The sequence below is a fragment of the Pseudomonas sp. 43(2021) genome (assembly GCF_017490805.1).
In the GTDB taxonomy this organism is placed as follows: domain Bacteria; phylum Pseudomonadota; class Gammaproteobacteria; order Pseudomonadales; family Pseudomonadaceae; genus Aquipseudomonas.
Genome location: NZ_JAFGYJ010000001.1, coordinates 225829 through 240404, shown reverse-complemented (window position 1 = coordinate 240404; position 14576 = coordinate 225829). Strand labels below are relative to the sequence as shown.

Sequence of the window (14576 nt, the reverse complement as noted above, 5' to 3'; positions counted from 1 at the left end):
TGCGAAAAGCCAGTTCGGACTGATGTCAAAATGCCAATTGAAACCAAGGTGCCCGCTCAGGCTCCACGTACGCTAGAGGCCTGGGTAAAGCTGCTCGAGAGTGTTCGCATCCCCGTGCCGAAGCACAGCTACGACCGGGTCATGGCCGCCATCCACGATAGCCGCCGCTCGCTGCGCGATATCGCCGAACTGATGCAGGACAGCCCGGCACTGGTGCTGTCGGTGATGCGCGAAGCCAATCACCCCACCAATGCCAGCCTGGCCGAGCCAGCCGAAAGCCTGGAAGTCGCCCTCAACCGCCTGGGTCTGGAGCGCAGCGAACAGTTGCTCAAGCGCCTGCCTGCGGTACCCGTCGAAGAGATCCCGCCGGTACTGTGCCAGTTCCAGCTGATCAGCCAGCACGCTTCGCAGCAGGCCAGCGGCCTGTTCGCCAGCCGCCTGGCACGGCTGTGGCAGGAGATCCACTGGGGTAGCCTGCTGTTCCTGTCGCCACTCTGGCCGCTGGCGCTGGCCTACCCCAAGCTGCTCGACACCTGGGAGCTGCGGGTTATCCACAAGGGCGAGGACGCCACCCATGTCGAGGAAGAGCTGTTTGGCGTGCGCATCATCGCGCTGTGCCAGACCATGGCGGAGTACTGGCGCCTGCCACAATGGGTGACCCAGGGATACCGCCTGCTGCTGGAAGAACGCGAACAGCTGGCCCAGGTGCTCAATATCGCCCGTGACCAGGACCTGCTCAGCCAGCAACACCGCCTGGATGCCGAGCCCGGCCTGCGCCGCTGGTTCAACCAGCCGGCCAACACCGTGCTGCTGGCCAATAACCTGGCCCTTGCGGCCCAGGTGGGCTGGGACAACCCGCACCTGCTGCGCTGGCAACTGCTGACCGCGCTGTACCTGCAGACCTCGCTGGATGACGTGCAGCAGCAAGTGCACCAGCAGGCTGCGGCCAGCGCCCGCCGCCATGCCCAGCATGCCTTGTTCCACCCGGCCGAAGCGCTGATCTGGCCCTGGCACCAGCGTCGCCCGCACCCGGACATGCTGGCACCGCCACCGCCCAGCAGCGACGACCTGGCGCGCTGGCGCAAGCTGTGCCAGCACCTGCTGGCCCAGCCCAGCCCGTTCACCAACACCGTGCACCTGGCCACCCAGGCCATCGAAGCCCTGCTGGCCTGCGGCATGCAGCGCATCCTGCTGCTGAGCCTGGACAAGGCCAGCGACTACCTGCGAGTACAGCAACTCGCCGGCCTGCCCAAGGAGGCCGGGGCCCTGGCCCTGCAGGTATCGCAGAACAAACTGCTGCAAAAGCTGCTGGCCCAGGCTGGACAACTGCGCATCACCCCGGAAAACCACAGCCAGTTCTCGGCCCTGCTGCCGGCCCCGCTGCGCGCCTTGTTCCGCAGCGAGCACGTGCTGCTGCGCTCGCTGGCGGTGAACGACCAGGTGCTGATGCTGATGGTGGCTGACCAGGGCTGCCGGCCACTGGCCGATATCAGCGTGCAAGCCTTCGGCAAGACCGCACAATGCACCGAGCGGGCGCTGTCGGTGTTTGCCAACCGCAAGGCCTGAGCCTTGCGCTACAATCGGCCCTCTTTCCACACTGGAGACCGTGGATGACTGACTTTTCCGGCCTGCCCCTGGTAATCGAAGCCGCGGACCTGCTGCAACGCCTGGATTCGCCACAGCTGATCCTGGTCGACCTGAGCAGCACCAACCGCTATGTCAGCGGGCATATTCCCGGCGCACGCTTCGTCGAAGGCAAGCGTACCCAGCTCGGCCAGCCCCCCGCGCCCGGCCTGCTGCCGGCCCTGGGCGAGCTGGAAAAACTGTTCAGCGAACTCGGCCACCGCGACGATGCCGTGTATGTGGTGTATGACGATGAAGGTGGCGGCTGGGCCGGGCGCTTCATCTGGCTGCTCGACGTGATCGGCCACAAGCGTTACCACTACCTCAATGGCGGCATCCAGGCCTGGCCGGCCGACAAGCTCTCCACCGAAGTACCCGCCAGCGGCAACACGCCTGTGCACCTGCGCATCGACAGTGAGCCCACCGCTACTCGCGAGTACCTGCAAAGCCGCCTGGGCGCCGACGATCTGGTCATCTGGGACGCCCGTGGCCCGCAGGAATTCAGCGGCGAGAAAGTGCTGGCAGCCAAAGGCGGCCACATCCCCGGCGCGATCAACTTCGAGTGGACCGCCGGCATGGACCTCAACGACCACCTGCGCATCCGCCAGGACATCGCCGAAGTCCTGCAGAACCTGGGCATCACCCCCGACAAGGAAGTGATCACCCACTGCCAGACCCACCGCCGCTCCGGTTTCACTTACCTGGTGGCCAAGGCCCTCGGCTACCCACGCGTCAAGGCTTACGCCGGCTCGTGGAGCGAATGGGGCAACCACCCGGACACGCCTGTAGAAGTCTAAGGAACCTGCATGAAATCCCGTTTGTTCATCATCAGCCAGTACCTGCTGCCGCACCACCTGCTGTCACGGCTGGCCGGCTGCATTGCCGAGTGCCGCGTGCGCTGGTTCAAGAACGCCTTCACCGCCTGGTTCGCCAAGCGCTACCAGGTGAACATGGCCGAAGCCATGGTCGAAGACCTGAGCGCCTACGAGCACTTCAATGCATTCTTCACCCGTGCCCTGAAGCCAGGTGCCCGCCCGCTGGACGAGACCCCGGGCGCGATCCTGTGCCCGGCCGACGGTGCCGTCAGCCAGCTTGGCCCGATCGAGCACGGCCGCATCTTCCAGGCCAAGGGCCACGGCTTCAGCGCGCAGGAACTGCTGGGCGGTGACCCGGCCATGGCCGCGCCGTTCATGGGCGGCGAGTTCGCCACCATCTACCTGTCGCCCAAGGACTACCACCGCGTGCACATGCCGCTGGCCGGTACCCTGCGTGAAATGGTCTACGTGCCGGGCCGCCTGTTCTCGGTCAACCAGACCACCGCGGAGAACGTCCCCGAGCTGTTCGCCCGCAACGAGCGCGTGGTCTGCCTGTTCGATACCGAACGCGGGCCGATGGCCGTGGTGCTGGTTGGCGCGATGATCGTCGCTTCGATCGAAACCGTGTGGGCAGGGCTGGTGACGCCGCCCAAGCGTGAGCTGAAGACCTTCCGTTACGACGAGGCCAGCCGCGCGCCGATCCATCTGGAGAAAGGTGCCGAACTGGGCCGTTTCAAGCTGGGTTCGACCGCTATCGTGCTGTTCGGGCCGGAGCAGGTGAAGTGGGCTGAGAACCTGGGTGCTGGTTCTGCGGTGCGCATGGGGCAGCAGTTGGCGGCGCCTGCGCAGGCTTGATTCGAGCAGTATGAAAGAGGCCCTGCATTGCAGGGCCTTTTTATTGGGTCCGCTGTGCGTGCCCGCGAAGGGCTGCACAGCAGCCCCAAAGTCCCGATCAGCCGCGCGCGTCGCGGTCGCGCAAGCCCAGCAGGTACAGCACGCCATCAAGCCCCAGGGTGGAAATAGCCTGCTTGGCCGACTGGCGCACCAGCGGCTTGGCACGGAACGCCACGCCCAGGCCGGCCAGCGACAGCATCGGCAGGTCGTTGGCACCGTCACCCACGGCAATGGTCTGCTCCAGCTGCAAGCCTTCTTCGCTGGCCAGCTTCTGTAGCAGCTCGGCCTTGCGCTGGGCATCGACGATCGGCTCCACGGCCACGCCGGTCACCTTGCCATCAACCACTTCCAGCTCGTTGGCGAACACATAGTCGATACCCAGCCGCGCCTGCACCTGGCGAGCAAAGTAGGTAAAGCCACCAGACAGGATCGCAGTCTTGTAACCCAGGCGCTTGAGCTCGGCAAACAGGTTCTCGGCCCCCTCGGTCAGGCGCAGCGATGCACCGATCTCGTCCAGCACGCCCACATCCAGGCCCTTGAGCAGCGCCATGCGCTCCTTGAAGCTGGCGCGGAAGTCCAGTTCGCCGCGCATGGCGCGCTCGGTAATCGCAGCCACCTGCTCGCCCACGCCAGCGGCCTTGGCCAGCTCGTCGATGACTTCGGCTTCGATCAGCGTCGAGTCCATGTCGAACACCGCCAAGCGGCGGTTTCGGCGGAACAGGTCATCTTTCTGGAAGGCAATGTCGACGCTCAGCTCTTCAGCCAAGGCGAAGAAATCGGCACGCAGAGCCTGGGAGTCACTTGGCACGCCACGCACGGAGATCTCGATGGCCGCCTTGCCCTTGTCGGTCTCGGCATCCAGCGCCACACGGGCCGACAGGCGCTCGATACGCTCGATGGTCAGGCCATAATGGCTGATCACTGCACTCACCCGCTGCAGCTGCTCGGGGGTAATCTTGCGGCTGAGCAGGGTGACGATGTGGCGCGCCTCGCCCTGGCCATCGGCCCAGTGCTGGTAGTCCGCCTCGGAAATCGGCGTGTAGCGGGCCTGCAGGTTCAGTTCGTGGGCCTTGGCCTGCACGCTTTGCAGCAGGGCGGTAGCCACTTCGTTGTCCGGGATATCGACCAGAATGCCGAACGACAAGGTACCGTGCATGACTGCCAGGCCAATGTCGAGGATGCTCACACCGCCCTGCAGCAGGACGCCGGTGATAGCCGCAGTGAGACCGGGACGGTCCTCACCGGTGATGTTGATCAGGACGATTTCGCGCACAACCTGGCTCCGACTTCGATGAAAAATGCGCATTCTACCGATTTTCCGTGACCATCGGGCGCCAACGATACTTTGCCGACAAAACCCGGCTCGCTATACTGCCCCACACTTTCATGCCATTAAGAGCCGAGCTCAGTGAACCGGCCCACGCCCGTCAAAGCAGACAACTTCTTCCTGATGATCTATCGCGCCCTGAGTCAACGTCGCGTGCCACTGGCACTGCGCATCGCCTGCACCAACATATTCCTGGTGGCGCTGGCGTTGGTGATCTACGCCTGTGTAATGGGCCTGCAGTTCAAGCAGGCCATGCACGAGCAGGCCGATGCCCTGGGCCAGAGCCTGACCACCCAGACCGCCACCTCGGCGACCGAGCTGCTGGTGGCCAACGACATCCTCAGCCTCAACGTGCTGCTCGGCAATCTGGTGAAGAACCCGCTGGTGGCCCATGCGGCGATCTACAGCGTGGACAACCGCATCCTCGCCGAGGCCGGCCAGCGCCCGCGCAACAGCCTGCTGGGCGAGGCCGAAGGCCTGTACCAGACCAAGATCACCTTCCAGGACGTGACTGCCGGGCAACTGCGCATCAGCCTGGACATGAGCCAGTTCCAGCAGCCGATGCTGATCAGCCTGCAGAGCATGGGCATCCTTGCCGCCATCCTGCTGGTACTGGCGCTGACCCTGAGCCTGCGCCAAGGCCGCTTCATCACACTGCCGCTGCTGCAGCTGCGGGTGTGGCTGCGCGACCCGCAACCCTATACCCCGGCCACCGACCGCCAGGACGAGATCGGCGACATCGCTCGCCAGCTGCATGCGCGCCTGGCCCCTCCGCCGCCACCTGAGCCAGAGCCTGAGGAAGAGGACGACGAGCAGTACGACGACCTGCACGATGCCACTCCGGCAGCCAAGACCGCACCGCGCGCCAAGTTTGCCGCCCAGGCAGACGAGGATGACGAACAAGCCTTCGCCGGCCTGCTGGACGACGACAGCGCGCCCAAGGCCACCGTGGTCGAATCCGACGAACCGCAGTACAGCGCCGTGCTCGCCGTGCAACTGGGGTCGCAGGAGCAGCTGCGCCGCCTGCCACGCACGCGCCTGACCGAACTGACCGAGCGCTACCGCGATTGCCTGGAGCACGCGGCCTCGCTCTACGACGGTGAAACCCACACGCTCAACGACGGCAGCACCCTGGTGCTGTTCCACAGCCGCGACTGTGGCGAGGACTACCTGACCAACGCCATCTGCTGCGGCGAACTGTTGCGCGCCCTGGGCCATGCCCTGCAGATCGAGGTGGCGGACAGCGGCATTACCCTGCAGTTGCAACTGGGCCTGGCCCTGGGCAACGACCTGCAAGGGCTGGAGCTGGTGGACCTGCTGATGGCCGAGAAGGCCCAGGACGCCCTGGCGCTGTCGCAGCACAGCCGCAACCTGTTGCTGGTGGAGCGGCAGATCAGCGATGACACGCTGATTCGCCAGCGCGCCCGCATTCGCCCGATTGCCAGCCCGGAAGGCGCCTGCTGCGTGGAGCGCCTGATGGAGCCCTACCCGTCGATGCTGGAGCGGCAGTTGGCGCGGATGCACGAACGCCGGGCCTGATACCGGGCTGGCCTCTTCGCGGGTAAACCCGCTCCCACAGGACCTGCGCCGAACCTGTGGGAGCGGGTTTACCCGCGAAGAGGCCGCTACAGGCAGTACAAAAACAGCAGATACGAAAAAGCCCGCAGCAATGCGGGCTTTTTCGTATCTGGCAGTCCAATCAGAACCGATAGACTTCCATATCGGTACGAATTGGTGCAGCCATCGGGATCTTGGATTTCTCTGGCGTCTTCTTCACCTGTACCGGCGCAGCTGGCTTCTTAGGCGACTCTTCGGCAATCGCTGGCTGGTTGGCCAGCGGCTTGACCGCCGTGCTCAGCTGTTCGGCCAGCTTCTGCAGCAATTGGCCCTGGGCCTGCACCTGCGACGCCTCGCTGCCCGCGTGCGGCTGCTCAAGGTGAACGATGCGGTTGTCACGCACATGGCCACGGCGGTCCAGAAGGCGCCACTGGGCATCCAGAATGGCCGGCTGGTCCTTGCCCGAGTCCAGGCGAGTGATCGACAGCAGCACTTGTACATCCGGGTTGAAACCGGCAGCCGCCGGGGCCAGCACCACGCGCTGGCTGTCCAGGCGCCAGGCGAGCTGGCGCACCAGCAGCTGGTCGATATCCGACGAAAGGCTGCCAGCCCAACGACCGTCGGTCGCCGAAGTCAGGCTGCCGTCGGCCTGACGCTGCAGGAACGTCTCGCGTTGCAGGTAATCGGCCACCGATACCGGGCCGAGTACCACGGCCATGCCTGCACTCTGCGAAGGCTGGCCAGGATCACCACTGTCGAGCTGGTACAGGGCAACCGGCTGGTGCATGGTGCACCCGCCAAGGCCCAGCAGGCCAGTCATCAACAGCGCAAATGGAAGGCGCAGAAATTTCATCATCCCATCCAGGCGGTCGCCATCAGGCCAACCGCAGTGATACATGTAGATTCAAACGGGCACACGGCCACGCCGGCACCGCAAGGGCCATATCATCCGCGAAATAACCGTCCGACTCCAGCATTTCTGCCCGGAACGACGCTGAAATTGCCGTTCCAGACATTTCTACCGGTTACGCCGGCACTTCCACCTGCAACCCATCGACCCGCTGGAACCCACGTGGCAGCTTGCTGCCGCGCCGTCCTCGCTCGCCCTTGTAATGCTCCAGGTCGTCAGCTTTCAGAGATAGGGTACGCTTGCCGGCTTGCAATACAAGTGTCGCGCCTTCGGCAATCACGGCCAGATCGGTAACAAATTCTTCACGGCTGGCCACCCGGTCGCCCGGCACACCGATGATCTTGTTGCCCTTGCCTTTGCCCAACTGGGGCAAGTCGCTGACCTTGAACACCAGCAGACGGCCTTCGGTGGTCACCGCCGCCAGCCAGTCCTGCTCGCGGTTGGCCACCGGGCGCGGGGTCATGACCTTGGCGCCGTTGGGCAGGCTGAGCAAGCCCTTGCCGGCCTTGTTCTTGGCCTGCAGGTCTTCACCCTTGACCACGAAGCCGTAGCCGGCGTCCGAGGCCACCACGTACAGCGCGTCGTCGTCCGGCAACAGCACGCACTCGAAGGTGGCCCCCGGTGGAGGCGTCAGGCGCCCGGTCAGCGGTTCGCCCTGGCCACGCGCCGAAGGCAGGCTATGGGCGGCCAGCGAGTAGCTGCGACCGGTGGAGTCGATGAGCACGGCAAACTGGTTGGAGCGCCCGGCGGCGGCAGCCTTGAAGCCATCGCCGGCCTTGTATGACAGGCCGGTGGCATCGATATCGTGGCCCTTGGCGCAGCGCACCCAGCCCTTCTCCGACAGCACCACGGTGACCGGCTCGGTCGGCATCAGCTCGTTTTCCGACAGGGCCTTGGCTTCGGCACGCTCGACGATCGGCGAGCGGCGGTCGTCGCCATAGGTTTCGGCATCCTTGATCAGCTCGCTGCGTACCAGTTTGCGCAGCTTGGCATCGCTGCCCAGCAGGGCGAGCAGTTTGGCCTGCTCTTTCAGCAGTTCATCCTGCTCGCCGCGGATCTTCATCTCTTCCAGGCGCGCCAGCTGCCGCAGGCGGGTCTCGAGGATGTAGTCGGCCTGGATCTCGGTCAGGTCGAAACGGGCAATCAGGGCCTGCTTGGGCTGGTCCTCGGTACGGATGATGTGGATAACCTCATCCAGGTTGAGGAACGCGGTCAGCAAACCTTCCAGCAGGTGCAGGCGCTTCTCCACCTTGTCCAGGCGGTGCTGCAGACGGCGACGAACGGTAGTGGTACGGAACTCCAGCCACTCCAGCAGCAGCGCACGCAGGTTCTTCAGCTGTGGCCGGCCGTCCAGGCCGATGATGTTGACGTTGACCCGGTAGCTGCTCTCAAGGTCGGTGGTGGCGAACAGGTGCTGCATCAGTTCATCGGCGTCCACGCGGTTGGAGCGCGGGATGATGACGATGCGGCACGGGTTCTCGTGGTCCGACTCGTCACGCAGGTCGGCGACCATCGGCAGCTTCTTGGCCTGCATCTGCGCGGCAATCTGCTCCAGCACCTTGGCCCCGGAGACCTGGTGCGGCAGCGCGGTGACGACGATGTCGCCATCCTCGACGCGGTACACGGCGCGCATGCGGATAGAGCCACGGCCGCTTTCGTACATCTTGAGGATTTCTGCCCGCGGCGTGACGATCTCGGCCTCGGTCGGGTAGTCCGGCCCCTGGATGTGCTCGCACAGCTGCTCGATGCTGGCCTTGGGCTCGTCGAGCAGGCGCACACAGGCCGCGGCCACTTCACGCAGGTTGTGCGGCGGCACGTCGGTGGCCATGCCCACGGCAATACCCGTGGTGCCGTTGAGCAGGATATTGGGCAGGCGCGCCGGCAGCACGGCCGGCTCCTGCAAGGTGCCGTCGAAGTTCGGCACCCAGTCCACGGTGCCCTGGCCGACTTCGCTGAGCAGCACTTCGGCGTAGCGCGACAGACGCGCTTCGGTATAACGCATGGCGGCGAACGATTTCGGATCGTCCGGCGCACCCCAGTTGCCCTGGCCGTCGACCAGGGTGTAGCGGTAGCTGAACGGCTGCGCCATCAGCACCATGGCCTCGTAGCAGGCCGAGTCGCCGTGGGGGTGGAACTTGCCGAGCACGTCACCGACGGTACGCGCCGACTTCTTGTGCTTGGCATCGGCATCGAGCCCCAACTCGCTCATGGCGTAGACGATGCGTCGCTGCACCGGCTTCAGGCCGTCGCCGATGTGCGGCAGGGCGCGGTCCATGATCACGTACATGGAGTAGTTGAGGTAGGCCTGTTCGGTGAAGTCAGCCAGCGAGCGGCGTTCTACGCCGTCCAGGCTGAGTTCCAGTGAGTCGCTCATGCGGGCCTCGTCATTTCAGGTTCTGGCGCAGCAGCATGGTGCCGCCGCGCTGGGTAAATTCAAGTTGTTTCAAGGCACTCATGCCCAGCAATACAGTCTGCCCGTCCAGGCCCGGCACCACGATGGCGCGCACGTCCTGCAGGCGGATATCCCCCAGCTGCAGGCTGGCCAGGCGCGTGCGGTAGCCTTCGGTACGGCCGTTGGCGGTACTGAGCTGCACCGGGCTGCCGCGCTCCAGGCCCAGCTCGCGGCCCAACGCCTCGGGGATGGCCACGTCGGTAGCCCCGGTGTCGAGCATGAAATGCACCATCTGGCCGTTGATCGCGCCATCCACCACGAAGTGGCCCTGGCCGTTGCCCAGCAGGCGCACCTCGATAAAGCCTTCGCCATGCGACGACTGCACCTGGGCATTGGGGTTGCGCTGGCTGTCTTCCCATTGGCCGAAGAAGCGCGTGGCAAGAAACAGCGCCGCCGCCCAGGCGACGATCATCAATACCTTGCCAGCCCGCTTGCCCGGTGCCTGGCTCATGGCTTGGCGCTCCATCCGCCTTCCGGCGCGTCGAAGCGCCAGACGATCGGGCGTGTCTCGCCATCGGCGCGGGCGCCGTTGTTGTTGTCCACACCGATCCAGGCGCCCTTGGCGTCGATCACCAGGGCCTCGGCCAGGCCAAACGGCTGTTGATAGCGGCGCGACTCGACCAGGGCATCGGCAGCGAACGACCAGCAGCGCTCGACCTTGCCGCTGTCGGTATCCCGCCGGCAGACCCGGTAGGCGTTGCGTTCCAGGGTGAACAACTTGCCCTCGAACCAGGCCAGGTCGGCGAAGTCGCGCGACAGTGCCTGGGCATTGGGCATCTGCGCCGGCTGCATTTCGACGCCAGCCTCGCTCAGCAGCACACAGCTGCGTCCGCAGGTCCACACCGATTGCTGGCGTTCGATGGCCACCAGGCCACGGCGTTCGCGCTCGGCGGCCAGCCACAGGCGGTCGCCCGCCGGGTTGATCGCCAGGCCTTCGAACAAGGCGTTGAAGTTCAGCAGCATGCCGCTGGCCCGGGCCTGACGAACCATGGCAGGGTCAATCTTCAACCAGTCCGCCTCGCCTTCCAGCGGCAGTTGCAGCACCGCGGCATGAGCCTCGCTGACCAGGTACAGGTTACCCGCCTGGTCACAGCTGATGCCTTCGAAATCCAGCTCGCCACCACGGATATACGACGCCGCCCAGTTGCGCGACTTCAGGCCCCACGGCAGGCCACTTTCCGGTACCGCTGGCGGGGTGAAGGTGAGCGGTTGCGCGCGCCAGGTCGGGTTTTGCCGGTCGAAACGGTAAATACGGTCGTCGTCGCGGTCGGACACGCCCCACAGCCCGCCCCGGCATTCCACCAGGCCAGACAGGTTGCCTCCGCGCATGCCGTCGATCGGGTGCTCGGCGCTCAGCTTCAGCTCTGGCCAGTTGCCCGCCAAGCTCGGCAGGGCAACCAGCGCCAGGCAGGCAGCCAGAAGCTGCCGAATCAAACCATGACCTCGGCCAGGTTGCCCTTGGTTTCCAGCCAGCTCTTGCGGTCGCCCGCGCGTTTCTTGGCCAGCAGCTTGTCCATCAGCTCGCAGGTGGCCTGCACGTCGTCCAGGGTCAGCTGCACCAGGCGCCGGGTGTTCGGGTCCATGGTGGTTTCGCGCAGCTGTGGCGGGTTCATCTCGCCCAGGCCCTTGAAGCGGGTGACCTGTGGCTTGCCGCGCTTCTTCTCGGCCACCAGGCGGTCGAGGATACCGTCGCGTTCAGCCTCGTCGAGGGCGTAGTAGATTTCCTTGCCCAGGTCGATGCGGTACAGCGGCGGCATGGCCACATACACATGCCCGGCCTCGACCAGCGCGCGGAAGTGCTGGACGAACAGCGCGCACAGCAGCGTGGCAATGTGCAGGCCGTCGGAGTCGGCGTCGGCAAGGATGCAGATCTTGCCGTAGCGCAGCTGCGCAAGGTCGGTGGCCCCCGGGTCGACGCCAATGGCCACGGCGATGTTGTGCACTTCCTGGCTCGCCAGGACTTCGCCACCGTCAACCTCCCAGGTGTTGAGGATCTTGCCGCGCAGCGGCAGGATCGCCTGGAACTCCTTGTCGCGTGCCTGCTTGGCCGAGCCACCGGCCGAGTCACCCTCGACCAGGAACAGCTCGGCACGCATCGGGTCCTGGCCGGCGCAATCGGCCAGTTTGCCGGGCAGTGCCGGGCCCTGGGTGATGCGCTTGCGCTCGACCTTCTTGCTGGCCTTGAGGCGGCGCCCGGCGTTGCTGATGGCCAGTTCCGCCAGTTGCATGCCCAGCTCGGGGTGGGCGTTGAGCCACAGGCTGAAGGCGTCCTTGACCACGCCGGAAACGAAGGCAGCCGCCTCGCGCGACGACAGGCGCTCCTTGGTCTGCCCGGAGAACTGCGGGTCCTGCATCTTCATCGACAGCACGAAGGTGATGCGTTCCCAGACGTCTTCCGGCGCCAGCTTCACGCCGCGTGGCAGCAGGTTGCGGAATTCGCAGAATTCACGCATGGCATCCAGCAGGCCCTGGCGCAGGCCGTTGACGTGGGTGCCGCCCTGGGCGGTAGGGATCAGGTTGACGTAGCTTTCCTGGATGCTGTCGCCACCTTCGGGCAGCCACAGCAAGGCCCAGTCCACCGCCTCCTTGTTACCGGCCAGGCTGCCGCAGAACGGCTCGTCAGGCAGGCGCTGGAACTCGTTGACCGAATCGACCAGGTAGGAGCGCAGGCCATCCTCGTAGTGCCATTCGACCTTCTCGCCGCTGGCCTTGTCCTCGAAACTGACCAGCAGGCCCGGGCACAGCACGGCCTTGGCCTTGAGCACGTGCTTGAGGCGGCTGATGGAGAACTTCGGCGAATCGAAATACTTGGGGTCGGGGCTGAAGTACACGCTGGTGCCGGTGTTGCGCTTGCCGACCGAGCCGACCACTTCCAGCTCGCTGGCCTTGAAACCATCGGCGAAGGTCATCTGGTATTCGTTGCCGTCACGTTTGACGCGCACGCGCACCTGGGTCGACAGGGCGTTGACCACCGAGATGCCGACGCCGTGCAGGCCGCCGGAGAACTGGTAGTTCTTGTTGGAGAACTTGCCGCCGGCGTGCAGTTTGGTAAGGATCAGCTCGACCCCGGACACGCCCTCTTCCGGGTGGATGTCCACCGGCATGCCACGACCATCGTCGCTGACTTCCAGCGAGTGGTCGGCATGGAGGATGACCTGCACCGAACGGGCGTGACCGGCCAGGGCTTCGTCGACGCTGTTGTCGATGACTTCCTGGGCCAGGTGGTTGGGGCGGCTGGTATCGGTGTACATGCCCGGCCGCTTGCGGACCGGGTCAAGGCCCGAGAGGACTTCGATGGCGTCTGCGTTATAGGCGCTAGCGCTGGGAGTGGCCATAGGGTCTCGTCGTCAGTCTGGTGAATGCAATAGGTCAAAATACAGAAAAATCGAGCGCTGCATACTGCCCACGGGCAATGCCGGCGAAGGCCAGCAGTGCCGGCAGGCGCTCGGCGAAGCCCTGGAAGCTGTGGTCGCCACCGGCCTGGATGCGCAGGGCACAAGCACGGTAATAGCGCTCGGCGTGGCGATAGTCCAGGGTTTCATCGGCGGTCTGCAGCCACACTTGATAGCGGCTGGCATCCCCCGGGGCTGGTACTTCCAGCTCGGCCAGGGCCTGCACGTGATCGTGGGTCAGCTCCCAGGCTTCACCGGTGTAGTGATTGTGCTGGGTGCCCAGGTAGCCGTCGAAATGCTTGTGCGGCGTTACCGCCGGGTTTACCAGCAGGGCCTTGAGGCCATAGCGCTCGGCCAGATGGGTGGCATAGTAGCCGCCAAGCGAACTGCCTACCAGTAATGGCGCACCCAGCTCGGCGATGGCCGCTTCGAGCTGGGCGATGGCCTGCCGTGGGTGGTGGTGCAAGGCGGGCACCCGCAATTGGGCCGACAGGCCCAGTTGCTGCATCACGGCCTCGAGTTGGCGCGCCTTGGTGGAAAGCGGCGAGCTGTTGAAGCCATGGATATAGAGGATGGAACCCGACATGCTGCCCCCGGAATCTGTGGCTTCGCGCCTGATAATGCGGGCGCAGGAACGCGCAGTGTAGCGCGTTCGCCGGCTTTTGGCGCCGCACAGGGGTTTTAGCAACAAATTCTTCAACAGGGGTACGCGGTCTCCTGGGGAAGCGGCCTTGTGTCGCGATAGGGCTGCGCAGCAGCCCCAAAATCCTCAATACCCCGGGCTATCGAAGTCGAGCTTCACTTCGAAGTCCAGCGCCCGCTTCACCCCGGTCTCCAACCGCCCGTCGGCATGCAGGCGCAACCAGCGGTAGCCCGGCTGCTCCTCGCTCACCTGGAAATCCTCGCTACGCGCCGCGAACTGGATACAGGTCGACGGCGTAGCCAGCAGGCGCAGGCCGCCGCGCACTTCATCCCATTCCTGGTGCACATGCCCCCAGAGCAAGGCTCGCACCTGTGGATAACCCTCGACGATATCGAACAGCGCCTGGGCATTGCGCAAGCCGATCGGCGCGATCCAGGCACAGCCGATGTCCACCGGCTGATGGTGGAAACACACCAGGCAATGCCGCTCGCCCGCCCCTTTCAAGGCGGCCTCCAGCACTGCCAGCTGGTCATTCTCCAAAAAACCGTGAGTCGCGCCGTACACTGCGGTGTTGAGCATGACGATGCGCCAAGCACCAACATCGGTTACCGCCTGCAGCAGTTCCGGCGCCACCTGCGCCATGACCCGCGCCTCGTCATGGTTGCCCGGCAACCAGCGAGCAGGCACGGCAAACGGTGCGGTCAGCTCGCGGAACGCCTCATAGGACGCCACGCTGGCGTCCTGCGAAAGGTCGCCAGTGCACAGCAGCAGGTCGACAAGCGGTTGCTCCCGCCGCACCTGGGCAACCACATGGCGCAGGCTGTCACGGGTATTGAGACCCAGCATGCTGCCGGCCGGGTCGGCGAACAGATGGGCATCGGTCAGTTGCACCACATGCACGGGGCGCGTTTGGTCTGGCTGCGGCAACGGCCGTCTCCTCGAACGGATTCAGCGCGAATTATG

12 protein-coding genes are annotated in these 14576 nt (G+C 65.1%); 4 read left to right on the top strand and 8 right to left on the bottom strand.

The annotated features are described in order from the left end of the window. Nucleotides 1-30 precede the first annotated feature (30 nt). The 3 genes from J5M71_RS01010 to asd are packed head-to-tail and all read left to right on the top strand — an operon-like array spanning nt 31 to nt 3293. A complete protein-coding gene (locus tag J5M71_RS01010; RefSeq protein WP_207828671.1) occupies nt 31-1566 on the top strand; it encodes an HDOD domain-containing protein in 1536 nt (511 codons plus the stop codon). 44 nt (nt 1567-1610) lie between these two features. Beyond that, nucleotides 1611-2420, top strand: a complete 810-nt coding sequence (locus J5M71_RS29180; protein WP_233687336.1) for a rhodanese-like domain-containing protein — start codon at nt 1611-1613, stop codon at nt 2418-2420. A gap of 9 nt (nt 2421-2429) precedes the next feature. Continuing rightward, complete coding sequence (gene asd / locus J5M71_RS29175; protein WP_063911937.1) at nt 2430-3293, top strand: archaetidylserine decarboxylase; 864 nt, start codon at nt 2430-2432, stop codon at nt 3291-3293. 97 nt (nt 3294-3390) lie between these two features. Here asd and serB read toward each other — a convergent pair whose 3' ends face one another. Then, the gene (serB, locus tag J5M71_RS01000; RefSeq protein ID WP_063911938.1) at nt 3391-4605 is read right to left on the bottom strand and encodes a phosphoserine phosphatase SerB; all 1215 of its coding nucleotides are present in this window, start codon (nt 4603-4605) and stop codon (nt 3391-3393) included. Between the two features lie 135 nt (nt 4606-4740). Here serB and J5M71_RS00995 point away from each other — a divergent pair, with 135 nt between their 5' ends. After that, the gene (locus J5M71_RS00995; protein WP_207828663.1) at nt 4741-6198 is read left to right on the top strand and encodes an AhpA/YtjB family protein; all 1458 of its coding nucleotides are present in this window, start codon (nt 4741-4743) and stop codon (nt 6196-6198) included. 160 nt (nt 6199-6358) lie between these two features. On the opposite strand, the gene J5M71_RS00990 is transcribed toward J5M71_RS00995, so the two are convergent. The 7 genes from J5M71_RS00990 to cpdA form a co-directional block, all read right to left on the bottom strand. Continuing rightward, nucleotides 6359-7069, bottom strand: coding sequence for a PqiC family protein (locus J5M71_RS00990; protein WP_063911940.1), 711 nt, complete (start codon nt 7067-7069; stop codon nt 6359-6361). Between the two features lie 172 nt (nt 7070-7241). Next, nucleotides 7242-9500, bottom strand: coding sequence for a DNA topoisomerase IV subunit A (gene parC / locus J5M71_RS00985; RefSeq protein ID WP_207828660.1), 2259 nt, complete (start codon nt 9498-9500; stop codon nt 7242-7244). Nucleotides 9501-9510: 10 nt separating this feature from the next. Further along, nucleotides 9511-10029, bottom strand: coding sequence for a TIGR02281 family clan AA aspartic protease (locus tag J5M71_RS00980; RefSeq protein ID WP_207828658.1), 519 nt, complete (start codon nt 10027-10029; stop codon nt 9511-9513). Beyond that, entirely contained in the window at nt 10026-11012 is a 987-nt protein-coding gene (locus tag J5M71_RS00975) for an esterase-like activity of phytase family protein (RefSeq protein ID WP_207828656.1), read from the bottom strand. Before J5M71_RS00975 ends, J5M71_RS00980 begins: the two co-directional genes overlap by 4 nt. Continuing rightward, nucleotides 11009-12913, bottom strand: a complete 1905-nt coding sequence (gene parE / locus J5M71_RS00970) for a DNA topoisomerase IV subunit B (protein ID WP_015272020.1) — start codon at nt 12911-12913, stop codon at nt 11009-11011. Before parE ends, J5M71_RS00975 begins: the two co-directional genes overlap by 4 nt. Before the next feature lie 34 nt (nt 12914-12947). Continuing rightward, nucleotides 12948-13556, bottom strand: a complete 609-nt coding sequence (locus tag J5M71_RS00965; protein WP_207828654.1) for a YqiA/YcfP family alpha/beta fold hydrolase — start codon at nt 13554-13556, stop codon at nt 12948-12950. 183 nt (nt 13557-13739) lie between these two features. Next, entirely contained in the window at nt 13740-14540 is an 801-nt protein-coding gene (gene cpdA / locus J5M71_RS00960; RefSeq protein ID WP_207828652.1) for a 3',5'-cyclic-AMP phosphodiesterase, read from the bottom strand. Between the last annotated feature and the right edge of the window lie 36 nt (nt 14541-14576).